This is a genomic window from Prosthecobacter sp. (assembly GCF_014879935.1).
GTDB lineage: Bacteria > Verrucomicrobiota > Verrucomicrobiia > Verrucomicrobiales > Verrucomicrobiaceae > Prosthecobacter.
Map to the genome: position 1 here is coordinate 15,412 of NZ_JACSRD010000172.1, position 24,254 is coordinate 39,665.

17 protein-coding genes are annotated in these 24,254 nt (G+C 60.3%); 13 read left to right on the plus strand and 4 right to left on the minus strand.

Features of this window, described 5'->3' with window-relative positions:
• The first annotated feature begins 1 nt into the window (after position 1).
• From IAE77_RS18240 to IAE77_RS18290, 11 genes are all read left to right on the plus strand, one after another.
• Positions 2-691 carry a hypothetical protein gene (locus tag IAE77_RS18240; protein ID WP_294229530.1) on the plus strand — a complete coding sequence of 230 codons (690 nt, stop codon included), beginning with the start codon at positions 2-4 and terminating at the stop codon, positions 689-691.
• Complete coding sequence (locus tag IAE77_RS18245; protein ID WP_294229533.1) at positions 688-1,554, plus strand: nucleotidyl transferase AbiEii/AbiGii toxin family protein; 867 nt, start codon at positions 688-690, stop codon at positions 1,552-1,554. The genes IAE77_RS18240 and IAE77_RS18245 overlap by 4 nt, the downstream gene beginning before the upstream one ends.
• A gap of 13 nt (positions 1,555-1,567) precedes the next feature.
• Entirely contained in the window at positions 1,568-3,052 is a 1,485-nt protein-coding gene (locus IAE77_RS18250) for a DUF1501 domain-containing protein (protein WP_294229535.1), read from the plus strand.
• Between the two features lie 143 nt (positions 3,053-3,195).
• Positions 3,196-6,123 (plus strand): ATP-binding protein, encoded by a 2,928-nt coding sequence (locus tag IAE77_RS18255; RefSeq protein ID WP_294229539.1) that lies wholly within the window; start codon positions 3,196-3,198, stop codon positions 6,121-6,123.
• A complete protein-coding gene (locus IAE77_RS18260) occupies positions 6,110-7,657 on the plus strand; it encodes a response regulator receiver domain (protein ID WP_294229541.1) in 1,548 nt (515 codons plus the stop codon). Before IAE77_RS18255 ends, IAE77_RS18260 begins: the two co-directional genes overlap by 14 nt.
• A complete protein-coding gene (locus tag IAE77_RS18265; RefSeq protein WP_294229544.1) occupies positions 7,654-8,685 on the plus strand; it encodes a DNA cytosine methyltransferase in 1,032 nt (343 codons plus the stop codon). The genes IAE77_RS18260 and IAE77_RS18265 overlap by 4 nt, the downstream gene beginning before the upstream one ends.
• Before the next feature lie 99 nt (positions 8,686-8,784).
• Positions 8,785-10,185: a hypothetical protein gene (locus IAE77_RS18270; RefSeq protein WP_294229547.1), complete on the plus strand. Its 1,401-nt coding sequence runs from the start codon at positions 8,785-8,787 to the stop codon at positions 10,183-10,185.
• Between the two features lie 43 nt (positions 10,186-10,228).
• Positions 10,229-11,563 (plus strand): DUF1501 domain-containing protein, encoded by a 1,335-nt coding sequence (locus IAE77_RS18275; RefSeq protein ID WP_294229549.1) that lies wholly within the window; start codon positions 10,229-10,231, stop codon positions 11,561-11,563.
• A complete protein-coding gene (locus IAE77_RS18280) occupies positions 11,560-13,512 on the plus strand; it encodes a CehA/McbA family metallohydrolase (RefSeq protein WP_294229552.1) in 1,953 nt (650 codons plus the stop codon). Before IAE77_RS18275 ends, IAE77_RS18280 begins: the two co-directional genes overlap by 4 nt.
• A 145-nt stretch (positions 13,513-13,657) precedes the next feature.
• Complete coding sequence (locus IAE77_RS18285) at positions 13,658-16,012, plus strand: hypothetical protein (protein WP_294229556.1); 2,355 nt, start codon at positions 13,658-13,660, stop codon at positions 16,010-16,012.
• 70 nt (positions 16,013-16,082) lie between these two features.
• The gene (locus IAE77_RS18290; RefSeq protein WP_294229561.1) at positions 16,083-17,507 is read left to right on the plus strand and encodes a neutral/alkaline non-lysosomal ceramidase N-terminal domain-containing protein; all 1,425 of its coding nucleotides are present in this window, start codon (positions 16,083-16,085) and stop codon (positions 17,505-17,507) included.
• A 10-nt stretch (positions 17,508-17,517) separates the two neighbouring features.
• On the opposite strand, the gene IAE77_RS18295 is transcribed toward IAE77_RS18290, so the two are convergent.
• Positions 17,518-18,942, minus strand: a complete 1,425-nt coding sequence (locus IAE77_RS18295) for a HAMP domain-containing sensor histidine kinase (protein WP_294229564.1) — start codon at positions 18,940-18,942, stop codon at positions 17,518-17,520.
• A 26-nt stretch (positions 18,943-18,968) separates the two neighbouring features.
• Complete coding sequence (locus IAE77_RS18300) at positions 18,969-19,691, minus strand: response regulator transcription factor (protein ID WP_294229566.1); 723 nt, start codon at positions 19,689-19,691, stop codon at positions 18,969-18,971.
• A gap of 106 nt (positions 19,692-19,797) precedes the next feature.
• Between IAE77_RS18300 and IAE77_RS18305 the strand changes: the two genes are divergently transcribed.
• Both IAE77_RS18305 and IAE77_RS18310 read left to right on the plus strand, forming a co-directional pair.
• Positions 19,798-22,257 carry a DUF4838 domain-containing protein gene (locus IAE77_RS18305; protein ID WP_294229571.1) on the plus strand — a complete coding sequence of 820 codons (2,460 nt, stop codon included), beginning with the start codon at positions 19,798-19,800 and terminating at the stop codon, positions 22,255-22,257.
• Between the two features lie 73 nt (positions 22,258-22,330).
• Positions 22,331-23,197: a hypothetical protein gene (locus IAE77_RS18310; protein WP_294229574.1), complete on the plus strand. Its 867-nt coding sequence runs from the start codon at positions 22,331-22,333 to the stop codon at positions 23,195-23,197.
• A 218-nt stretch (positions 23,198-23,415) separates the two neighbouring features.
• Here IAE77_RS18310 and IAE77_RS18315 read toward each other — a convergent pair whose 3' ends face one another.
• Positions 23,416-23,859 (minus strand): TA system VapC family ribonuclease toxin, encoded by a 444-nt coding sequence (locus tag IAE77_RS18315; protein WP_294229577.1) that lies wholly within the window; start codon positions 23,857-23,859, stop codon positions 23,416-23,418.
• Between the two features lie 5 nt (positions 23,860-23,864).
• On the minus strand, positions 23,865-24,125 hold the full coding sequence (locus tag IAE77_RS18320; protein ID WP_294229579.1) for a hypothetical protein: 261 nt from the start codon (positions 24,123-24,125) through the stop codon (positions 23,865-23,867).
• Positions 24,126-24,254: the final 129 nt, after the last annotated feature.

Genomic DNA, 24,254 nt, shown 5'->3' on the forward strand with positions numbered 1-24,254 from the left:
CTTGTTTTTGCCACTCAGTCGATTATTATTCGACATAGTGGCAAATTTAGAGCCAATTTCAGATCTCCCGCACGACCACCCCTTCGACTACCAACTCGCGATGGACCGGTTGCGGGACTACCGCGCTCCGAGGGACCGGTTGGGGCTGCTTTGTGAAAACGGAGAGGTCATTCGCGTGCGAAAGGGCCTGTATGTGCCGGGCATCCGTCGTGGCGAGGAGCCGCCCGTGGACCCGCTGGTGCTTTCGGGGCTCGTTTATGGGCCAGCGTATGTGAGTCTGGAAACGGCGCTCGTGCATCACGGCTTGATCCCGGAGCGCGTGGAGGAGATCACCTGCATCACGTCAAAGCGGGCCAAGCACTTCGAGACTCCCGTGGGGCGTTTTCGCTACGAGCCGGTAAATGAGCGTGTTTTTGGCATCGGCATTCGATTGGAGCCGACTCGCGGTGGCTCCTATTTTTTGGCGGAGCCGGAAAAGGCGCTGTGTGACCGGTTGGCGATGATCTCCGGCCTTTCGGCGGCCCGGGACATGCAGACGACTCTGAAAGACGATCTGCGTGTCGATGTGGACACCGTCGTCAGCACCTTTCGCCTGCCGCTCGTGGAGGAAATCGCAGACTCCTATCGCAAGAGAAGCGTGTCGGCCTTTCATCGCTGGCTCTCAAAGCAACAAAAGAAGACCTCCTCATGAATGCCGCGCTCCAAACTCTCATCGACCGCTATCAGCCTGTGACCTCGCAGGACTGGGAAAACGCCCTGCGCGAGATCGTGCAGGAGCTGGCGCTGCTCGGGCTGTGGCGGTCGAAGTTCTTCGAGCACGCCGCCTTCTACGGCGGCACGGCATTGCGCATTTTCCACGGCCTGCCGCGCTTCTCGGAGGATATGGATTTCTCGTTGCTGCGGCCTGATGCGGATTTCCAGCTCGCCCCTTATCTGGAGGCCATCCGCGCGGAACTCAGTGCCCTCGGTTTCACCTTCGAGGTGGATCGCAAAGCCAAGCAAACAACCACCGCCATCGACTCCGCCTTCATCAAAGGCAGCACACGCATCAACCTCTTGGAGATCGGCGCACCGCCTGGCTTGTCAGCCCGTTTTGCGCCCACCCAGCGGCTCAAAATCAAGCTGGAGGTGGACACTGATCCGCCCGCTGGCGCTCATGACGAAGTGCGCACGCTGCTCATCCCCATTCCGTTCCAAACACGCCTCTACAAACTGCCCAGCCTCTTCGCGGGAAAACTGCACGCCATCCTTTGCCGCAACTGGAAAACCCGCGTGAAGGGCCGCGACTTTTTCGATTTCATCTGGTATCTCGGCAAAGGCGTGCCCTGCCATCTCGCGCATCTCCAGAGCCGAATGGAGCAAACCGGCCACTGGACCGCAGGCACATCACTCGATGAAAACACGCTGAAGCAACGTCTCATCCAGCGCTTCAACGAAGTGGACTTCGACCAAGCCCGCGACGACGTGCGCCCCTTCGTGCGCGATGCCGATGCGCTTGCACTTTGGAGCCGCGACTTCTTTTTGAGCTTGGTGGATCAAGTGAAGGGAAACTGAGCGTATCCACCCCATGCCCCCCATCGAGCAATACATAACGCAAACGCGCCGCGATTTCCTCGCGACGAGTTCGTGCGGGCTGGGGACGCTGGCTTTGGCGTCGTTGTTGAAGCAGGACGGGCTGCTGGCGGAGGAAGCGAGCATCCCAGCGAATCCGCTCGCCACTCGCGTGTCGCATTTCGCGCCGAAGGCGGAGCGCTGCATCTTCATCTTTCTCGAAGGCGGGCCGTCGCAGATGGACCTCTTCGATCCGAAGCCGCTGCTCAACAAATACGACGGCCAGCCGCTGCCCGGCTCCATCGTGGGCGATGCGAAGTTTGCGTTTTTGCAAAAGGACACGGCCACCGTGATGGGAACAAAGCGCGTCTTCAAAAAGCACGGGCAGTGCGGCATGGACATCAGCGATCTGCTGCCACACATCGCGACGTGCGCGGATGACATCGCTTTAATTCGCTCGATGCACACGACGCAGTTCAATCACCTGCCCGGCCAGCTCATGCTGAACTGCGGCGCGGCGCTGCTCGGGCGTCCGAGTGTCGGTTCGTGGGTCACGTATGGCCTCGGCAATGCCTCGCAGGAGCTGCCATCGTATGTCGTGATGGTCAGCAAGGGCCGCGGGCTGCCCGGCGGCAGCTCCACGTGGTCGAGCGGCTTTTTGCCGTCGTCGTATGGCGGCGTGATGTTTCGCAATGGAGCCTCACCCATTTTGAACCTGAACAATCCCGACGGCATCACGCCGGAGATGCAGTCCGCCAGCGTTCGGGCGCTGAACGACCTCAACCGTCTGCAGCACAAGCACATCGGCGATCCCGAAATCGCCGCGCGCATCAGCAGCTATGAGCTGGCCTTTCGCATGCAAAGCGCCGCGCCGGAGCTGGTCGATCTCAGCGGCGAATCGCAGACCACGCTCGACGCCTACGGCATCAACCGCATCGAGCCGCCGATTAAGAGCAATCTCGGCGGCATCGGCAACTTCCAGACCTTCTCGCGCCACTGCCTGAACGCTCGCCGCATGGTGGAGCGCGGCGTGCGCTTCGTGAACGTCATTCACGCCTCCTGGGATCATCACAGCAGCCTCGATGCACAGCTCGCGCACAACTGCCAGATGGTCGATCAGCCCATCGCCGCGCTGCTGAAAGACCTCAAACAACGCGGACTGCTCGACACCACGCTCGTCGTCTGGGGCAGCGAGTTCGGACGCACCGCGCTGGGTGAGAACCGCAAGGGCTCCACGAAAGTCACCGGGCGCGATCATCATCCGTATGCCTTCAGCCTCTGGATGGCCGGCGGCGGCATCAAAGGCGGCCAGGTCCATGGCGAGACCGACGACTTCGCCTGGCACGTCGCCCGCGACCCCGTGTCCATCCACGACTTCCACGCGACGACCCTGCACCTCTTCGGCCTCGACCACCACAAGCTCAGCTACCGCTTCCAAGGCCTCGACTTCCGCCTCACGGGCGTGAACCCGGCCAAGGTGGTGAAGGGGCTGCTGGCGTAGCTGCGAGTGGGATTTCACAGTGCGTCGGCAAATCCCATGAATGTGATGGTGTGGGCATCCGATCAAAACCTGGGCGATGAATTGACGAAGCTTGCCTCTCATTCTGTGCTGGCATAACTGTTAAATTTGCTAGACTAAAACAAATGCCCCCACCCACCGCCAAGTTCACTACCCGAGCCCGTGTTGTGGATTTGCTTGGTCGCGAGCAAATCGCAGACGCTCCGACGGCGATGGGCGAGTTGTTCAAGAACGCCGTTGATGCCTTGGCGTCGAAAGTGCGGGTTGAATACTGGCAAAAGGAGAAGTGCTTGGTAGTGGCAGACGACGGTCTGGGGATGCGCCCAGACGAGGATTTGTTGGCAAAGTGGCTTGTTCTGGCCACGGATTCGAAGCAACCTGGCGCTGCCCAGTCGGAAGACTGGATGAAGTTCGCTTCGGAGGAGCAACGCCGGAAGAAGCGCGAAGGCAAGACCTTCGGGCAAAAAGGAATTGGCCGCTTGGCGATGGCACTGCTGGGCACGGGCACCCTGGTTTGGACTCGTTGGGGCGTCGGTGCGGAGGCTCAGCGCACACTGCTGCTCGTGCCTTGGAGCGTATTCAGGCATCCAAAGCTGACGTTGGATCAAATCGAACTCCCTATACTGCACCTTGATCGGGCGGCGACTAAAGAGGATGCCATTTCACTTGTGAAACAGTGTCAGGACTGGGTGATGGCTTCTGATTTGGTCCAGTCGAATTCGTTCACTCAGTTGCCTTTGCTCACGAGAGATTTGGAAGCTGAGTTTCTCCGATCATTGGCTGCACCACTGGTGTTTGATGACTCCCCAGGCACCACTTTTTTTGTGTTGAACACGGATGACGTGGTTGCCAATCACTTCGAGGGATGGCTCGGCAAGGATGACTTGTTTGGCGAGGATGATTCGTTCAGCGCCGAAGGCCCGAAAGCCTACCTTGCCTTCAATAATCCCTTCGCCGCGAGCGGCCCTCGTCTGAATATCGAGCTTTGGTGCGATGGCAGGCTGTCCAAAGGCAATTCAAGGGACTTCTGGCAAAGGGATGATTTCACTGTTGTGGATCACTATGTGCGAGTGACGATAGACGAATCAGGTTTTGCCCGTGGGATCGTTCGTCGGTTCAGTGAAGAAATAGCTTTTGAACAGCAACTGAAGCGACTGCCGCCCAGAGCATCTAGTCCCGGCACTTTGGAGGTTGAGGTAGGCGAGGTAGAAGGCGATCCAAAGACGACATTCATGCCTGCCGAAGCTTGGTCCCGATACTATAAAAGGGCGGAGCGATATGGCGGATTTTACGTTTATGTAGATGACGTTCGCGTTTGTCCATATGGTCGGGATGATGCCGATTTCTTGGGTTTCGAAAAGCGACGCACCCTCAGCGCTGGGCGCCACTTCTGGTCACATCGGCGTATGTTCGGTGGAGTCTTCTTGCGTAGCGACGGCAACCCTGATCTGACCGAGAAGGCAGGGCGAGAGGGTTTTCAGCAGAATGGGGCTTATCGAGGTCTCGTTCATTACCTCCAAGCTCTCTTCATCGAACTCGCAGATTCGTATTTTGGTTCGAAAGCCAAGCGCCCGGACAAAGAGGCGAAGCGCGAGGAAAAGGCCCGTATCGAGCGTGAAACTCGGCAGGAAAGGGAGCGCACAGAGTTCTTGGAGAGGTTTGCTGTGAGCAAGCGGCACATCGAGTCGGTAGCGACTGATTTCGAGAAGGCTTGTGCCGAGGTTGAACAATCCATCGCGAAAGCTGAATCAGGCTTGGCGGGGATGCTCGTGGATGGCTGCAAGGAGGGTCTGGGGCAGCTTCGACTGTCCTATCAGCGTCTTTGGGATACGATGGTCACCCAGTTTCCCACGGGCTTCTCGTTGTCGGTGGAGGATGCGGAAGCGATTGATCGTTATCTGCATCGCCGCGTGGAAATCGATCAAACAGCGCAGCAGCGATTGAAGCAGCTTGCCTCCCGCCTCGATCGTCTTTCGGCCCAGACAGAAGATAATTCAGCGAGAAGTTCCCGCGTGCGATCTGAGATAGCGCAGAATCGTCAACGGTTGGAGGTCACGCTGCGCAGCAAAGAGAAGGAAGTGCTCGAGGCAGGAGATGGCGTTCGCTCATCCATCAGAGACAGCATCAAAGAGGATATGGCCCGCGTAGATCAACTCGCCGAGGTCATTCACCAATCGGAAGCTCAACTGCCGGAAGGTGATGTGGTGGAAGAAGTGATCGCTCAGCAGACAAGGTTCGTGCAAGAGGAGCGATTGCCTTACTACGAGGCGGTGAAGAAACAGCTCGTCCAACTTGTGGTGGGTGATGGCGGGATGATCGAAGCCGCAGACTTGCGTGAAGAGCTGCGTGTGATGCGCGACCGAGAGCGTAATTTTCTTGAGCTTGCTCAACTTGGATTGGTCATGGAGTCCGCCGACCACGACTATCGCTCAATGCTGACAGATGCCGACAAGGCTATGGATGAACTGGCGCGGGCGATACCCGAATCCTCCAAGCAAACCCTCCAAAACCTGCGGGATGCCTTGCAGCACATCGACATCCAACTGCAAGCCTTTGACCCACTGGTGCGCAGGGTGCGTGGTCGCGTGTCCGAAGTGAGTGGCGAAGATATTCGCCAATTCATCCAGACTGCTTTTGATAAGGTGCGACGGCCAACAGTCGCTTTCGAATACACCCCTAACTTCTTGAAGTCGGTGTTCGCGGAAGTGAAACGCCCAGTGTTTCTGGGTGCTGTCCACAATTTGGTAATGAATGCTGGGTATTGGGCGACCAAATCAAAACCCAAAGGCCGCGTGCGGTTTTCAATGACTGCTAACGGCTTCGTGATCTCTGACTCGGGCAATGGCGTGCATGAACGAGACAGAGATCGCCTTTTTGAGCCTGGTTTCTCTCGCCGGCCTGCTGGACGCGGTCTCGGCCTGTATATTGCACGTTCCTGTTTTCAAACCTTCGGGTATCAGTTGGAACTGCTCCCAGCACCAGCCTCTGGCGCTTTGCCTGGTGCAAACTTCCTCGTTTCGCGTCCTCAATCCACCGATCATGACCTGGACTGAACTGCAAGACAACATCGCACAACGCTATTGCGGCACAGTGCTTGTACTGGACGACGAGATCTGCCGTATATCTGAGCGAGGAGAGGTCATTCTCGACCCGCTCTTTCTCAACGCCAAAACTGCATTTGAGGCCCAAGGCATGCTCTGCGACTTGCGCCAAGTGAACGATGACTTTGACGATGTAAAGAAGGTCGCGGCAATTGAACGGCAACTCAGCCGCTGTGACACCGTTGTGCTAGACTGGTATCTTGGTGCGGGTAAAGACACGACAAAGGATCCAAGCAACGCGCTGCGAATTTTGGAACAAATGTCGAGCCTCGGTGGATTCCGATTCGCGGTGATTCAGTCCAAAGAGAAGGACCAGACGATTGTTGACAGGCTCAAGACGAAGTTTGAGTCGCAATTTGCTGTCGTCACGCCGAATTTCACGCAACAAGTCGCTGACCCTGATAGGCCTGAAATCATTAGCGAAGACGAGGCCATGGAGGAGCCACAAGCGACTCCATCTGCAAGTCCAACGACTTATCGTTTGGCACCAGCTTTGTATGTGAGCGTTGTCAGCAAGGAGCGTGATCGGTCGTCCTTTGTTGACATTCCGTTGTTCTTTCTTAGCGGACTCAAAGCAGCTTATCCTGATCATCTCCATTGGGTGGGTTTTGACTTCGCCTCTCGAGTTCGGGAATTGTTGCCACAGCTCCTCGAATCTCTCCCCAAGGGCACCGACGTTGCACTGGTTTTCCAAGCGCTACTTCAGGGTGATGGAGAACTGGGCGATTCGCTCGTAGAAGCACTGGCTGAGGAGATTGTCGAAATGCTTCGAGCGGCCCCGCTACTGGCGGCCAAGGACGAAACCCTGATTGATCGGATTATGGTAGGGATAAGCGGAGCAACCCACGACAAACTCAAGTCAATCACTGCTGATTTCCTGCATGCATCCAAGGGCAAGACTGCATTTATTGAGCGATTTGGCCCGTTGGTCCCTGCAAGCGGTGAAAGCGAGAAGCGCGCTGCTCAGCGCCTCGTATGCGAGTTCGCTGCTAGATCTCTGAATGGCCCAACGACCGAAGCGCATGTGATGACCTCACATGGCGGTTATGCATCGCTAAGGGAACACTTCCAAACGCAGTCATCCGTTAAAAGGCTATATCCGGGCGTTGTCCTGCGTGCAAATCAACCCTCGGCCAACAAGCGGGACTGGCTGCTCTGCCTGAGTCCTGCTTGTGATTGCGCCCGCGGAGGCCACGAGCGGGAATATCTCTTCGTTCACGGGCAGACGATTACAGACGTGGAACAAGATTCAGACAGTGCCTTGCAGACCTGCATCGCCACAGAGGATACCTACTGCCATGTGAAATGGTCCAGCAAGTGGTTCACCACCAAGTCGGCCACGCCGTCGGCGGTGGAGGGCTACACCTTCCACACTCGGTTGCGTGATGATTTCGTCCGACTGTTGACCCAGAAAGTCTTCGGCTGGCAATCACGCGCAGGGGTGAACTCCTCCGAATACCTTCGAATCATGCGAAACCGGACATGAAGAAACCTATTGCCATCGATTTATTTAGCGGCTGTGGCGGCCTTACCGAAGGACTCGTTCAAGCGGGTTTTCGAGTCATCGCTGGTGCGGAGATACGCCCTGAGGCCCGTTCTGCCTACCAAGCCAATCACCCTAGAGTCAGGCTTTTTGACGATGTGAGGGTAGTGAGTTTGTGTAGCATCCAGGCACGTCATAAGATTGAACGAGGGCAACTTGACTTGCTTGCCGCCTGCCCACCCTGTCAGGGCTTTTCATCACTGCGCACAAAAAACCACACAAACCCAGTGCGTGATCAGCGCAACAATTTGATCTTTGAAGTCCTCCGTATCGTTGGGGAACTACTACCCAAAGCGATCCTGATAGAAAACGTGCCAGGGCTGCTCACGAATTGGCGCATTGATGACTTTCGCCGTGCTCTCAAAAAGTTTGGCTACAAAACCAATCAGGGAGTTCTAGATGCGGCAGACTTTGGCGTTCCCCAAAGGAGAAAAAGGATGATCTTCATCGGACTGTTGGGTGAAGTGGAACCATCAATTCCTGAGGCCACTCATGCTGTGCCCGTTACGGTCCGGGACGTATTGCAGCACCTGCCGAGCTGGGATGCGAACGACGCGCCTGTATTGCACCGGATGCGTCAGCGATTCTCACCGGAGGTTCAAAATAGGATAAACTGCATTCCTAAAAATGGTGGTAGCAGGCGACATCTTGGAACCGAAGCCCAACTCGATTGCCACAAACGGCAGCAGGGATTCAACGACGTTTACGGACGTTTGAGTTGGGACAAAGTGTCCGTTACCATCACTCGCTCGTGCCACAACCCCTCCAAGGGCCGCTACCTGCACCCCGAGGAGAACCGAGCCCTAACGCTCCATGAAGCGATGCTGCTGCAGGGCTTTCCTCCCGATTACATTCTTCCCACAGATCGAGGAATCGAAAAGACTGCGTCGCTCATCGGCGAGGCGTTTCCACCACCGTTCGCTAGCGCACAAGCTAGGCACATTAGACGCCTATTGAAGGATAGAGTTTGATGCTACTGGCTCGAACCTCGTAAATCCTCCATGGCTTGGAAGAATTGCGAGGTTTGTAGGCGATAACGTCACTTTCACTGTTTTGACCGTTTTCAACGCATGTTGAAAACCGCCAAAGCAGTGAAATCCACGCGCCCTGCACGAGTGATCGTGAGGAGCCCGTTTGTCCCACATGCGCATTCTTTGTCTTGCACTCCTCTTCGCCTTCACCTGCCTCCACTTCGCCTCGCCGTCTTCACAGCAGATGCCACGCCGGAGATCGGGATGCCGGTGGCGTATGTGACGGCGCGGTCGATCACGGACCCGTTGAGTGCGCGGGGGGTGGTGTTGATGGGGGAAGGCAAGCCGGTGGTGCTTTGTGCGGTGGACTGGATCGGCATCGGCAATGGCGGGCATGATGAGTGGCGGCGGGGGCTGGCGGAGGCGGCGGGGACCACGATGGACCGCGTGACGGTGCACACGCTGCATCAGCACGATGGCGTGCGCTGCGATCTCACGGCGGAGGAGCTTCTCGCAAAGCACGGACTCGGCGGCACACGCATGGATGCGGCGTTTTGCCGACGCGTGATCGCCAGCACGGCGACGGCGGTTCGGGTGGCGATAAAGACTGCGAAGCCTGTGACGCAGCTCGGCATCGGCGAGGCGATAGTCGAGAAAGTGGCCTCGAACCGACGCATCCTCGGTCCGAATGGCCGCGTGATCCTCGGACGCATGAGCGCCTCGCGCGATCCAAAGGCCAAGGAGGCCGACGAAGGCACCATCGACCCGATGTTGAAGCTCGTGAGCTTCTGGGACGGCGAAACGCCGCTCGTCTGCCTCACCTACTACGCCACGCATCCGCAGAGCTTCTACGGCAAGGGCGATGTCACCGCCGAGTTCGTCGGACTCGCACGTACGCAGCGTGAAACGGCGCTCAACATCCCTCACATCCATTTCAACGGCGCGAGCGGCAACGTGGCCGCCGGCAAATACAACGACGGCACTCCCGAAGCCCGCGTGCAGCTCACGCAACGAATGGCCGACGGCATGAAACACGCCTGGGAGGCCACGAAAAAGTCTCCGATCACCGCCCGCGATCTCGACTGGCGAATCGAGCGTGTGAGACTGCCTCTCGCGGCCAGTTTGAATCGAGAAACACTCGAAAAGACGCTCGCGGATGACAAAGCCGATGCGCGAGATCGCCTGAATGCGTCCACGAAGCTCGCGCTGCTTTATCGCACGGAAGCAGGGCATGAGTTTGAGCTCACTCGACTGCGTCTTGGCAGCGTGAACGTGCTGCACATGCCTGGCGAGCTCTTCGTCGAGTATCAACTCGCTGCGCAGCAGATGAAGCCGGACGCCACCGTCTGCATGGCCGCGTATGGCGACTACGCGACCGGCTACATCGGCACCGAGATCGCCTACACGCAGGGCGGCTACGAAGTGCAAACCAGCAGTTCCAACACCGCGCCGCAGGTCGAAAAGGTGCTCATGGACGCGATGCGGCGTCTGCTGGAATGAGCAGACGAAAGGTGACGAAGCCTGCCAGCGTAGTTTGCAGGCCGTGACCGCTCTTTCCCGCCGCCAAATGCTCAATACCGCCTCGTGCGGTTTTGGTTATCTGGCATTGTCCGGCCTCCAGGCGGCTGCCACGACGGGTTTGGATGCCCGGCCGCCTCGGCTGCGTGCAAGGGCGCAACGCGTGATCTTCCTGAACATGGCAGGCGGCCCGGCGCAGCTCGACACGTTTGATTACAAGCCGCAGGCCGGTCAGAAGCCGCACGCGGGATCCATCGCGAACTTCAAACAACGCGGCAGCAGCGGGCTGTGGGTGTCGGATTTGCTCCCAAACCTCGCGCGGCATGCGGACAGGCTTTGCGTGATCAAATCGATGACGGCGGACACCAGCATCCATGCGCAGTCCGCGCTGCAGCTCCACACAGGTGATCGTCTGCGCCCATGTCCGAGCATGGGTGCGTGGGTGGCGTATGGTCTGGGCACGGACAATCAAAACCTGCCGGGCTTCATCAGCTTCAACACCTCCAAGCCGTCGCAATACGCGGCCATGCAGCTCCCGTCCGTGTTTGGCGGCACGCCCATCGGCGTGAATGGCGAGGACATGTCGCAGGCGACCATCAATGACATTTCGAGCACGCATCTGCCGCTGAGTTTGAAGCGCCGGCAGCTCGATCTCATCCAGGCGATGAACCGTGACCATGCCGGTCTGCGTGGCGATGATTCGCAGCTCGAAGGGGTCATTCAGACGATGGAGCTCGGCTTCCGCATGCAGGCGCAGGCGCCGGAGCTGCTCGACATCAGCCAGGAGTCCAAAGCGACGCTCGAACGCTACGCCGTCGGCAAAAACTACCACGTAGGCACCTGCAAAGGCAGCGACTTCGGCCGCCAGTGCCTGCTGGCGCGGCGGTTTTGCGAAGCGGGTGTGCGCTTCATCGAGATCACGCATGGCAGTTGGGACCAGCACACGGATCATCGTCGTGATCTGACCGCGAATTGTGCCACGACCGACGCGCCGATCGCCGCGTTGCTCGATGATTTGGACGAGCGTGGGCTTCTGGAAGACACGCTGGTCGTGTGGGGTGGTGAGTTTGGCCGTCCGGGCCTCACGCCGGGCGCGGACAAGGATCAAACCGGGCACCAGCATCGCGCATTCACGTTCTGGATGGCCGGTGGTGGTGTGAAGGCCGGCCATGCGCATGGCGAGACGAGTCACGATGGCAGCACCGTCGTCGATGGCGCGGTGCATTTCCGCGATCTGCATGCCACGATCCTTCACCTGCTCGGCCTCGATCATGAAAATCTCGCCGTCGTCAGCGGCGGTCGCCGCATCCGTCTCACCGGTCTGCAAGGCGGCAAGGTGGTGAAGGAGATCCTGGCATGAGCCAGGGCCGCGTGGCCGCGATCGTTGTGCTGATGGCTTTGGGCATCGTTTCGGCCGATGAGATCGTGATTGAGCCACGCACGCTCCACCTGGGACGGCCGGGACAGTTCGAATGGGAGGCCTTCAAAGATCGCAAAGTGGACGCGGAGCGGCTGGAACTGCGTTTTGAGGCCAAAACGAGCGCCACCGAGCAGACGCTGCGCATCTGGCAGCGGGATGTGAAGCTCGCCTGGCCCGTGCTGCTGAATGGCCGCAGGCTCGGAACACTGACCACGGCGGAGACGCCGCAGGAAGCCGTGTTCACAGTTCCTCCCGCTGCTTTGAAGGCCGGCGAGAATGTGCTGACGATCCAGGCACCATCGGGACTGGATGACATCGAGGCCGGCCCGGTCATTCTTGATTCGAGACCGCCCGGCGAGGTCGTCGGTGGCGCACTCTTGCAGGTAACCGTGACGGACGCGGATGGAGACGGGGCGCTGCCCTGCCGGATCACCCTGACGCGGAAGGATGGCACCTTGCAGCCGCTGCGTGCGGAGCCTGCGGGGGAGGTCGTGGCCAGAACGGGGGTGGTTTACACACGAGACGGCCGCGCCTCAATCCATGTGCCCCCTGGAGACTATGTTCTGCATGCAGGACGTGGATTTGAGTGGGGCGTGACAAGAACCGAGCTCTCCCTGCGGTCCGGCGATGTCAAAGAGACGCGTTTGAAACTCACCCGCGAAGTGGACACACGTGGATGGATCGCCGCGGACAGCCACATCCACACGCTGACGCACAGCGGTCATGGCGATGCGAAGATCGAGGAACGCATGCTGACGATCGCGGGTGAGGGCATCGAACTCGCCATCTCGACGGATCACAATCACCACACCGATTACGCGCCAGTGGCGGCCAGCATGGGGGTGGCGGAGCGCTTCACGCCGGTCATTGGAAACGAGGTGACCACGAAGCATGGGCATTTCAACGCCTTCCCGGTCGGTGCCGGAGCAAAGGTGGTCGATTTCAACGAACAGGACTGGGCGAAGCTCATTCCAGCCATCCGTGCGACGCCCGGCGTGCAGGTGATCACGCTGAATCATCCGCGTGACCTGCACAGTGGCTTCGTTCCGCTCGGCGGGGTTCAATTCAATCCCGCGACTGGCAAACACCGGCAGGCAGACGCCTTGAAGATCGACGCCATGGAGGTGGTGACCTCGGCGGCGATGCAGTCGGACATTCATCTGCTGTTCCGGGACTGGTTCGCGCTGCTGAACCGTGGCCACCGCATCACGGCGGTGGCTTCCAGCGACTCGCACGATGTGAATCGCTTCATCCTTGGCCAGGGACGGACCTATGTGGCGGCGAAGGACCAGAATCCCGCGCAGCTCGATCTCGACGAAGTGTGGCGCAGTTACCACGAGGGCCGCCTTCTGGTGAGCCTTGGCCTCCTGACGACGATGAAGGTGAATGGGCGGTCAGGCGTCGGCGACACAGCCTACGGCCTGGGGAATGGAATGGAGGTCGAAATCACGGTCAGCGGGCCTTCCTGGGTCAAGACAGACCGGCTGGAGCTGTTCGCAAATGGCATCCTGATCCGGGAACAGGCTCTCGCAGACCCCGGCCGCGCTGGAGAAAAGGCCAGGGTCATGTGGAAGGTGCCCAAACCGGCGCATGACATTCATTTGGTGGCCATCGCTACCGGCCCCGGAGTGACAGAGGCGTTTTGGGAGATCCCACGGCCGTATCAGCCCAGCAGCAAGCTCTTCACGCCTCGCGTCATCGGTGCCACGAACCCGATCTGGGTCGATGCGGATGACAATGGCCGCTTTGACTCTGCGTTCGCCATCGCTCAGGCACTGGTGGGCCGGCTGGGCCATGATCCCGCCAGACTGCGGGCAGCCCTGGCCGCGCATGACTCCGCTGTGGGCGTTCAGGTGGAATCAATCACGGGCAAAGGTCCGCAGGAATAACTGTCGGCGGGCTCAGAGGGCTGTTCTGGGGCCGAAAATTCTAAAGAGACCCTCATTCCGACAGGAAAATATTTAAAATTTACAAAATAAATGATCTGCTTTATAGTTAATCAGGTTAAATTTTTTAAACCCAACGCCGCGCCTTATGACCAAGCTTGCCTTCGTCCTCGACAATGGTCGTGAATTGCAGGTTCCACTGGCCTCCGAACTTCCCCTGGGGCGCCTCGCGGAGGTCACAGCCGCAGTGCGTGACGCCGAACTTCAGCACGAGGAGCGCCTGCAGAGCCTGGGGCTCATTTCCGCGCATCACGACCGGGTTTCCACCGAACTGCAACGTGTCACCAGTCATCATCAGCAGATGGCCTCCGAGGTGCACCGCCTCCAGACCATGGAATCGGCGCTGCGCCAGGAACTGCATGCGCTGGCCATCCGGAAGGAGCAGGCGCTGAACGCCCTGCAGGACCTCAGCGGACGCCGGGCTGTCGAGGAGGCGCACCTCCAGACGCTGGGCGAGAAGACGACGGCTGCGCGGGAGCTTTTGAGCCGGACATCGGATTCAGCGAACGTCGCGCTCGCAGAACTCGATGCCGCGGGAGAAATGCTGGCGGAGGCGCAACAGCAGCGGGCGCAGATCCAAACGGAGCTGGCCGCCCGCACCCAGGAACTCCTGCTTTCAGAAGCCCGCCTCACCCAGGCCTGCGAGCGGCATGTGCGCGTGTCCGACCAGCATGCGGCGCTCGTCACCGCCTGCGAAGACCTCGCTTTGAGCCGTGATGGCCTGGAACAAACCCAGTCCGCGCTCGAAACAGAGATCACCCGGCTCAAACGTGAGGAGCAGACGGCCCGCCAGGCCACCGCCGAGGCATGCCAAGCCCAGGGTGAGGCCGCCCGCCTGTTGGGCGAGACCGAGTCGCGCTTGGTCCTTTCCCGGGACGAATCTCAAAGCTTGGATGAACGAATCGTCACCGCCCGGCGATCGCTGGACGAGCTGGAAGCCTTCCAGCGCAGTCTCGCGCCCGTCGTGGCAGCTCAGCAGGAAAAGCAGTCGCAGTTGCAGACCACCATCCGCTGCCTGGAGGATCTGTTTGGCAGCCGCCAGGCGGCCCTGCACACCACGGAGGCTGCGCTGGCACAGGCGGCCCGTGAACTGGCCGGGACACGCACCTCATTGGATGACGTGCGTCTGGCACTCAGGGAGCATGAGGGGCTCCTTCGTGCGCGGCAGGAAGAGCTCGATGGCCGCTGCCATGAAATCACCGACCGCGAGCAGGAACTCACCCGTCTTGCGGAAGTGATTGCCAGTCAGCTTGCGGTGGAACGGGAGGCTGACGCACGCATCGCCGCCTTGAACGGGCAGATCCAGCGCTGTCAGGAACAACTCGGCCTCGAAGAATCGAAGCGGAGTGCCCTCGCGCGGCAAATCGCGACACTCACCGAAAACGCCACCGCCGCACAGGCTGAACTGGCCGATCTCGAGCACAAGCTGCAGGCCACCATTTACCGCGCCGCTGTGGTCTCCACCCGCCTCGAAACGACCCTGGGTGAGGAGGCACTGGCCGCAAGCATTCTGGCGGAAACCCAGGAAAAGCTGGCCGCTGTGGAAGGCAGCTTTGCAGACCTGTCACCCAGACTCGATCTCACCCGCGAGCAACTGACCGAGACCTCGGCCCAACTGGCCACAACGCGTGAACAGCACGCAAAACTGGCCCAGGAGGTCATCGCCAGTCGTGAGACGCTGGAAGTCCAGCAGCGCACCCGGGATGCGGCCTTGCAGGAAAAACAGGAGCTGGAGAGCCTGCTCGTCGCCCTGCATCAGCAGGAACGTGACACGAAAGCACGCATCGAGGTGCTCGTGGCGGCGGAGAAAAACCGCCGCGACCGCTACGACGAACTGCATTCGCTGGTGGATGCGGTGGAAAAGGACCACGCCTCGCAACGGCAGGTGCACGAGGAGCGCCTCGCCAGCGTCCTCCAGGAGCTCGTCGGCACGGAGAGCCGTCTCGCGGCGCTCCTCGCCTGGAATGAACGCATGAGCGAGTGCCAGTCGCGTCTGGCCGGTCTTCCGGAGGATTCGCTGGAAGCACGGAACATCCGCAATGACATCCAGGTCTCGATGGCGGGGCTTCGCCACCTGCTCTCACCACGAGCGCGTGCCGTGATGCCGCCGCCCCTTTCGCACCGTGCAGCAGGGACGGCGGACCACGCGGACGATCTCCCAGCGCCGCTCGCGGCAGCCCAGGCGGAATCGCTTCATGCACGCCCCGGTCTCACGACACTCCGTTCACGCGGTGTCTCGCCGGCCAATGCCGCGCTCAAAGAACAGGACAAGGCTCTCGAAGACAAGATCCGCCAGAACGAAGCCCGCCTGGAGCTCCTCGAAGCACGCTTGAAGCGCGGAGAGCTGGAGGAACGCAGCCAGCGTGAGAAAGTCACCACACTGAAGCAGCAGCTCGTCACACTGGCCGACCAGATCTCGGCAAAAGCCCACGTGGTGAGCTGACCAGGCACACTCCCGGGAACTTTGCCCCGGATGCGATTGAAAACGGGGCATGTGCTTCCGTTTGAGAGACATGAGATTTCTCCTGCCCGCCCTTGCTGCCGTTTTTTCCCTCCCGACCGCCTCTCTTCCCGCACAAACGGCCCCGTTGCGGGCTGGCGCCTCAGCAGTGGACATCACACCGCAGCAGTTCCCGCTGAACATGCCCGGCGGCTTCAGCGCGAACATGGCCGAAAAGGCGCACGATCCGCTGCATGCGCGCGCCCTGGTGCTCGCGGACGGCAGGACTACGCTCGCCATGGTCGTCGTCGATAATCTCGGCGCAGGACCGGACGTGCTGGATGAGGCGAAGAGCATCGCCTCCGCCCAAACCGGCATTCCCACGGAGAAGATGCTCATCAGTTCCACCCACACGCACAGCGGCTCCTCGCTGAACACACGCACCCCTGCCGCGGCGGCCTATCGACAGCGTTTTGTCGAAGGCGTGGCACAATCCATCATCCAGGCCCATGCGGAGCTGAAACCTGCCAGTGTCGGTGCTGCGGCTCATCCACTGCCGGATGAGGTCTTCAACCGCCGCTGGTTTCTGAAACCGGGCAAGATGCCGCTGAATCCCTTCGGCAAAATGGACCAGGTGAAAATGAATCCCGGCACGAACCCGGACGTGCTCGACCATCCCGCCGGCCCGACCGACCCTGACATCACCGTGATCTCCGTGCAGGACGCGAAGCGCATGCAAATGGCCGTGTTTGCGAACTACTCCCTCCACTACGTCGGGGGTGCCCCGTCGGGCGAGGTCTCCGCGGACTACTACGGCGAGTTCGCCCGCCTCATGCCCTCACGCGTGCGTGGGAATGGCAAGTTGGTCGCCATGATGTCGAACGGCACCTCGGGCGACATCAACAACGTCCCCTTCACCGTCACGCGACCGCCGCGTGAGCCCTTTGAGCAGATCCGCATCGTGGCGCAGAAGGCCGCCGACACTACGTGGTTCGCCATGAGAAAGATCGACAAGCACCGCAATGACGTGCCGCTGGGAATGCTGCAACGCGAGGTGACCTTGAAGTATCGACGGCCCGCCGAGAACGACGTGAAGGAAGCCTGGGCTGTGCTGGCCATCAAAGACAAGGCAGAGATCGAAAAACTGCCGCGTCTCGCGCAAAACTACGCCGGCAGCGTGGTCAGTGCCGCCCAGAGGCCTGAAGAAACCATCACCGTGAAGATCCAGGCCATCCGCATCGGCGATCTCGCTGTCTGCGCCATTCCGTTCGAGACCTTCGTCGAAATCGGGCTCGATCTGAAGAAGCGCAGCCCGTTTCCGCAGACGATGGTCATCGGCCTCGCCAACGGACGCCACGGTTACCTGCCCACGCCCGAGCATCACAAGCTCGGTGGGTACGAGACTTGGATCGGCACGAACGTCGTGCAGGAGGATGCCAGTGTGATTCTGACAGAACAATTGCTGCAGATGCTGGCCAAGTTGAAAGACGCCAAGTGACGAACTCCCATCACCGGCAGTCAGTCGGAAAATCCACCGTCACCACAAGCCCGCCGCTTTCGCGATTTCGTGCGGTCACCGTGCCGCCACAGGCTTCGATGCAGCATTTGGTGATGGCGAGGCCGAGGCCGCTGCCGCCGGTGGTGCGGCCGCGGGCGGCTTCGGGGCGGTAGAAGGGTTCGAAGAGGCGTGTTAGTGTTTCTTCAGGCACACCGGGGCCGCGGTCGGCGATTTGGATGAGGACGCGGCGGTTTTCGGCTTTGCCGGTGATTTCGATGTCTTTGGCGTAGCGGATGGCGTTGCGGACGATGTTGCCAATACCGCGGTCGAGGGCGTTTCGGAGGCTGTGGAGCTGGATGTCGCCGATTTCGAGTTTGAGGCCGTTTTCGGGGGCTTCGCGGGCAAGGATGTTTTGGAGTAATTCGCGCAAATCGATGGCCTCAGGCCTTTCGCGGTCGGGGATGGTTTCGGCTTTGGAGAAGGCGAGGACCTCTTCGACGAGCTTGGCCATGTGCTGGAGCTCGCGGTCGAGTTTTTGCAGGTAATTGGCCTGCTCGGGGGTGCCTCGCTGCTCGACGACGCCGAGGGCCATCTGCATTCTCGCGATGGGGCTGCACAGCTCGTGCGCGACATCGGCAGTGATGCGTTTTTGCTCGCGCATGTAGTCGCCGAGCTGCGCGGCCATGGCGTTCACGGAGGTGGAGAGTTCGCCGAGTTCGTCGCTGCGTCCTTTTTCGATGCGTTCGTTGAATTTGCCATGCGCGATGCGGCCAGCAGCAGTGTTGAGCGTGCCGATAAAGCCGGTGATGCCGCGAACGAAGGGCATCCAGAGCAACGCGGAAACGACGAGCGCGGCTCCGGCGAGTCCGAGCCAGGGCCAGAGGTCGAAAAAGAGGCCGCCGCCGCTGATGGTGTCGGAAACCATGACGAGCGAGAGCGAGCTGCCATCCTGCGTGACCAGATCGAGATGAACGCCGGCCCAGTAACGTGCGGGATCGCCTGCACGCATCATGAAGCGCGGCTTTGGCGGTGCATCGGCGGGACGTTTGGAAACAGGTCGCTGAGGGCGGCGTGGCTGTTGCTCGCCCGGCGGACGGCGGTCGATGAGGCGCGGCATGACCTCGGGCGGAGGCGTGATGCTTTGGCCAAAGACCTGCTCTCCGCGGCTGTTGAAGAGGCCGAAGGTGACGCCGTGTTTTTGATCGTAGTCGGTCAATCGGGCGGGCCACTCGGACTCCGGCACACGCGAGAACTCCTCGCTGACGGTGTCGCCGATGGCGGCGATGCGGTCGCCGGGCTCGCCGGAGAGCATCCAATCGAGACCGAGGCGGAACTGTGCTTTGAGGAAGAAAAAGAAGAGCAGCGCCAGCACGGCGAGGTTCAGGGCGAACCACGAGAGGATCTTGCCGTAGAGCGGGAGTTTGAGGCGGCTCATAAAGTATTCGGGGCATTCCTGCCCCGTCATTGAGCCGGGCCAGGAATGGCCCGGTTACTGGGAGTCACGAGTTGGTAGCCGTAACCACGCACGGTTTTGATGAAGCGCGGATCTTTCGGGTCATCGCCGAGTTTTTTGCGCAGCGTGGAGATGTGCATGTCGATGGCGCGGTCGAAGACGTCCCATTCGCGGTCGGCGACTTCTTCAATGAGCTGCTCGCGGGTTTTGACGCGGCCGTGGGCCTTCGCGAGTGACAAAAGCAGGCCGAACTCGGCAGGCGTGAGCTGCACGGGCTGGTCGCCGAGGACAACGTCGTGCGTTTCGGGATTGATGCGCAGCTCGCCGATGACGAGTTCCTTGATGGGAGCCTGCGGGGAGCTTTCGGCGATCCAACCGGTGCGCCGCAACACCGCACGGAGGCGGGCGAGGAGCTCGCGGGAGGAAAAAGTCTTCGGCAGGTAGTCGTCGGCACCGAGTTCGAGACCGACGATGCGGTCCACCTCCTCACCGCGGCCTGTGAGCATCATGACGGGCACTTTGGACTTCGCGCGGATGCGGCGGAGGACCTCAAAGCCATCGCAGCCGGGCATCATGACATCGAGAATGATGGCGGCCCATGGCTCGGAGGTGGCGCGATCAGCTCCGCGCTCGCCATCGTGCTCCATTTCGACCTCGAAGCCCATGGGCTTGAGGTAATCGGCCACGAGCTGGCAGAGCTCGGTGTCGTCGTCGATGATGAGGAGGCGCATGGAGCCCAAGGTGGTTCAGTTAGCCTGTCCTGCATTCCCATTTACACAATCCCGACAATAATGCCTCAGTTGGGAAGTATTGAGATTCCCCCGACTCCTTTCCACCATGCCGAAGCCCTTTTTCTCCGTCCTCGCGCTCGCATTCCTGCTTTCTCCTCTCCACGCCGCTGACACCTTCCTCGTCGAAAACGGCCAACCGCTGGCAGAGATCGTCATCGCCGAAAAACCGGCGCGGATGACCAAACTGGCCGCCAAGGAGCTGCAAAGCACCGTCGCGAAAATGTCAGGCGCGACGCTGCCAGTCGTCACGGAGCGCACGGCGGGCAAAACGGCGATTTTTGTTGGGATGAGCCGTTTCACCGACGAACTGGGCCTTTCCACCCAAAGCCTCAAGCACAGCGCGTTTCGCATGGCATCGGGCAAGGACTGGCTGGCGCTGCTGGGCGCGGACAAGGACTTTGTGCCGATCGAACCGTGGGGACGAAAGCGCGACAAGAACGAAGCGGCTCGCGTGAATGCCGAATGGGACAAAATCACCGGCGACACGTTTTGGAACACGGCGAGCGAGCTGTATCAGCTCTACCATCCGGAGCTCGATGTGTGGATGACCGATGACGCGGGCACCTTCAATGCGGTGAACGAGTTCCTGCGCGGTCTTGGTTGCCGGTGGTTCGCGCCGGGGGAGATCGGCGAGGTGGTGCCGAAGGTGTCGACCATCGCGCTGCCGAAGGTGGAGCGCACGGTGACGCCGGACTTCGGGCTGCGGCGCTTTGTTTACTACACGCAGCACACGGGCATCGGCGACCGGGCGCTGTGGAATCTGCGGCTCGGCGTGAACTTCGGCGCGGAGATCGCGGGCTTTCCGCAGCTTTGCCATGGGATGAAGTTTGTCATCAAGCGCGAGGAAATGAAGAAAGCGCATCCCGAGATGTATCTGAGCATCGACGGCAAGCGTGACACCACCCACAAAGGCGATGGCGTGCCGAACCTGCTCTCGCCGATGCTCTTTGAGAAACAGGTGAAGCATGTTCGCGCGATGTTTGATCACTTCCACGAGCCGATGCACAACATCGACCTCGTGGATGGCTACGGCGGTCTCGAAGGCGATGATCCCGCGTGGAAGGCACAGCTCACACCGCAGCGCGGATGGAGCGGCACGATGTCGGATCATGTGTTCGGCTACTTGAACCGCGTGGCGCAGGAAGTGCATCGCAGCCATCCCGACCGGCTCGTGAGCGCCCTCGCCTACAGTTCCTACAGGCAAGCTCCGGAGAAGATCGAGAAACTGAGCCCCAACCTGGTTTTGATCGACGTGCATCATCGGCAGGAGTTTTGGGATGAAGCCAAATGGAATGAGCGCAGGCAATGGCGGGCCGATTGGCTCAAAAAGCTGTCACCGGGCAACTACATCACGTGGGACTTCAGCACGAATGCACGCCCGGAGCAGGCCGGACGCCCGGTTTACTACACGAAGCAGATCAGCCGCGATCTGCGCGAGCTCAAAGGCGTCAGCCTCGGCGAGCAGGTCGAAATTTACGCGCATCCCGCAGGCCAGGAGCAGTCGTTCGGCTACCACGACCTCGCCATCGAGCACTTCAATCTCTACGTCACCGCGCGGCTCTACTGGGATGCGAATCAGGACGTGAATGCGATGCTCGCGGACTATTGCACGAGCTACTACGGCCCCGCCGCCGAGGAGATGAAGGCTTTCATCTCCCACGCGGAGGCCAACTGGATGCACATGAGCACCGACGCGGTCAAAATCGGCGAGTCGTTCGATCTTCTGGCCAAAGCGAAGGCCGCCGCTGATCACGCGAGCCTTCCTGGTCGTCGCATTCAGCAGATCGCCGACACCATGAAGCCGCTGGAGGCTCTGCGTGTGCAACTCAGCCGCAAGCGCGAGACCGATCTCGACTACCGCATGCTCGAAACCGTCAACACGGGCGCCAAACCGCTCGGCAGCAAGCCGCTCGATGGCAACGTGGACAAAGCCTACTGGGGCACCGTGCGCATCGCGCCGCTCATCAAGCTACGTCCACAGGACCCGCAGCCGAAGGCGGGTAGCAGCTTCCAGATTCAACGCGATGGCAGCACTTTGCACATCGGCATCGTTTGTCAGGAGCCGGACATGAAGGGCCTGCAAAGCAGCACCACGAAAAACGACGATCCCAAGCTGCTGGAAGGCGATCACGTCACGCTGCTCATCGAGACGACCTCGCGCAGCTACTACGAGATCTCCATCAATCCCGCTGGGGCCGTCTATGACCTCGACCGCGCTCCCGGCGGCAAAGGCGTGAACTGGACCAGCGGGGCGCAAGTCGCCGTGCATCGCGGCACTGACCACTGGAGCATCGAAATGCGCCTCCCCATCGTCGGCGCGGAGGCCTTCACCCTCGATCCCACCAAAGGCATCGACGGCGCACAGCCGAAAGACCTCTTCCCCTGGCACTTCAACCTCGGCCGCACCCGCCTCCGCGGTGGCAAAGCCGAGCGCACCGCCTTCTCGCCCACCGGCAAAGACGACTTCCACGTCACCGAGAAGTTCGCGAAGCTGTGGGGCAAGTGAAGGAGTAGCTAAGCGTTCCGAGTTCGTGATACAGCCCTTGTCAGAAAGCCACGCTTCCGCCTAACCTCCGCTCATGAAACGTTTGATCCTACTGCTTGGTCTTTTGGCCGTCCAAGTCGCGAGCGCGGCGGATGCGGTGCCTTTGCCGGTGGGAAAGAGTCGTGTGGAGTGTGAGGCGGGTGGTGTGGCCATCCAGGTCTTCACTTACAAGCCGGCGAAGTATCGCGATGGGCCGCTGCTGGTGGTTTTTCATGGGAAGAATCGCAACGCGGAGGATTACCGCGACTGGGCGGTGCCGCTGGCGGATGCGCAGGGCTATGTGGTGGCTGCGCCGTTGTTTGATGAGAAGCGTTTTCCCGGTGATGCCTATCTGCGCGGCAATGTGGTGTCGAAGGACGGCACGCTGAAGCCCAAGTCGGAGTGGACCTTTCCGAAGGTGCTGAAGGTGATCGAGATGCTGCGAGCGGCCGAGAAGAAGCCCGCGTGGCCTTACCTGTGCATCGGGCACTCGGCGGGCGGGCAGTTTGCAGAGCGGTTCGCGGCGTTTCAGCCAAATGAGGCGCTGCGCATCGTGGCGGCGAATCCGGGCACGCATCTGTTTCCGAACGAGCAGATGAGCGGCGGCTACGGCTTTGGTGGTCTGCCTGCCAGTCTGGGCGGTGATGAGGGATTGAAACGCTATCTCGCCGCGCCGTTGACGATCTACCTCGGCACGGCGGACAACGATCCGAAGCATCAAAGCCTCGACAACTCTTCTGCGGCGAAGCTGCAAGGTCCGCATCGGCTCGCGCGAGGTCGGGCGTGCTTCGAGGCATCTGAAAAGCTCGCCAAAGAGCGCGGCTGGCCCTTTGCGTGGCGGAAAGTCGAGACACCCGGCATCGCCCACGAAGGCGGTCGCATGCTCGCCGCGCCAGAGGCCGTGCAGGCGCTGCGGCCTTGAGCAGATGCTGAATGAAGCGCGTGCAGCGCAATGAGTGGCACCACCGCAAACGAGGCGATGGAATGTTTCGTCGCATTACTCACTCCTTCACCAGCGCATTCGCCTTCCGCCACTTCACGCGGGCGAGGTTGAGTTCGCTGGTGTTGGTTTTGGGGCACCAGGAGCCGTCGGTGACCCAGTATTCTGTGAAGGGAAAGGCAAAGCGAGTAAGGCTAAGCCTATGGATTCAGCGGATTCCAGACCTTGCGGAAGCCAAGCCCTTGAAAGTCTTTCACGTTGGCAGTGGCGAAGTCGGTGACTCCTTGAGCCGTCATGCTCATCGCGCTGCGGGCATCGTAGAGGCGGCGGAAGGCGAAGGTCTTGTCGGCGGCGCGCTGCCAGAGCATATCGTGCAGGCTCCGGCTTTCGGTGGGATAGCCGATCAGCCGCCAGCGCGGATGTTGTCGATAGGTCTGGATGACTTCGACGGCATCCTTGCCTGACAGCGGCTGTTTCAAGATGGCAGGATTTCTCAGCAGGCCATACAACTCGGCGAGAATGAACTCGGAGATGGCCACGTCATCGACGTTTTGGATGGAGGTGATCCATGCAAGTGCGACCGCGTGACTTGGAGAGTCCGCATTGAAGGCATGAAACAAAATGTTGGTGTCGATGGACAACATGGCCGTCAGCGTTTCCGCAGCGCAAGCTCTGCCGTGCTAAGTTGCACCTCCGCTTTGAGCTGTTCATCCGTGAGACCGTTCCAGCCAAGTTTGCGGGGCTTGGGAGGCTGCCACTCGGCTTGGCCTTTTGCAGGCACGGAATAGACCGTGAGGATGTATTCAATGCCACGACGGGCAAGCTCAGCCATGGAAATCTCCCGGGCATCGCACAGCTTCTTGGCCCGGGCAAAGACTTCATCTGGCAGTTGGATCTGAGTTCGTATCATGCCGACAAATTGCCAACAAAACGGATGCCGTCAATGTGCCGTCGCTGCCAGTCGCGTGCTCGCAAATCCCTCACCCCTTCACCAACCCATTCGCCTTGCGCCACTTCACGCGGGCGAGGTTGAGTTCGC

Coding starts and splice junctions, on each gene's coding strand:
- IAE77_RS18245 (WP_294229533.1), top strand. CDS start 688: ATGAATGCCGCGCTCCAAACTCTCATCGACCGCTATCAGCCTGTGACC.
- IAE77_RS18250 (WP_294229535.1), top strand. CDS start 1,568: ATGCCCCCCATCGAGCAATACATAACGCAAACGCGCCGCGATTTCCTC.
- IAE77_RS18255 (WP_294229539.1), top strand. CDS start 3,196: ATGCCCCCACCCACCGCCAAGTTCACTACCCGAGCCCGTGTTGTGGAT.
- IAE77_RS18260 (WP_294229541.1), top strand. CDS start 6,110: ATGACCTGGACTGAACTGCAAGACAACATCGCACAACGCTATTGCGGC.
- IAE77_RS18265 (WP_294229544.1), top strand. CDS start 7,654: ATGAAGAAACCTATTGCCATCGATTTATTTAGCGGCTGTGGCGGCCTT.
- IAE77_RS18270 (WP_294229547.1), top strand. CDS start 8,785: ATGTTGAAAACCGCCAAAGCAGTGAAATCCACGCGCCCTGCACGAGTG.
- IAE77_RS18280 (WP_294229552.1), top strand. CDS start 11,560: ATGAGCCAGGGCCGCGTGGCCGCGATCGTTGTGCTGATGGCTTTGGGC.
- IAE77_RS18285 (WP_294229556.1), top strand. CDS start 13,658: ATGACCAAGCTTGCCTTCGTCCTCGACAATGGTCGTGAATTGCAGGTT.
- IAE77_RS18290 (WP_294229561.1), top strand. CDS start 16,083: ATGAGATTTCTCCTGCCCGCCCTTGCTGCCGTTTTTTCCCTCCCGACC.
- IAE77_RS18295 (WP_294229564.1), bottom strand. CDS start 18,942: ATGAGCCGCCTCAAACTCCCGCTCTACGGCAAGATCCTCTCGTGGTTC.
- IAE77_RS18300 (WP_294229566.1), bottom strand. CDS start 19,691: ATGCGCCTCCTCATCATCGACGACGACACCGAGCTCTGCCAGCTCGTG.
- IAE77_RS18305 (WP_294229571.1), top strand. CDS start 19,798: ATGCCGAAGCCCTTTTTCTCCGTCCTCGCGCTCGCATTCCTGCTTTCT.
- IAE77_RS18310 (WP_294229574.1), top strand. CDS start 22,331: ATGAAACGTTTGATCCTACTGCTTGGTCTTTTGGCCGTCCAAGTCGCG.
- IAE77_RS18315 (WP_294229577.1), bottom strand. CDS start 23,859: ATGTTGTCCATCGACACCAACATTTTGTTTCATGCCTTCAATGCGGAC.
- IAE77_RS18320 (WP_294229579.1), bottom strand. CDS start 24,125: ATGATACGAACTCAGATCCAACTGCCAGATGAAGTCTTTGCCCGGGCC.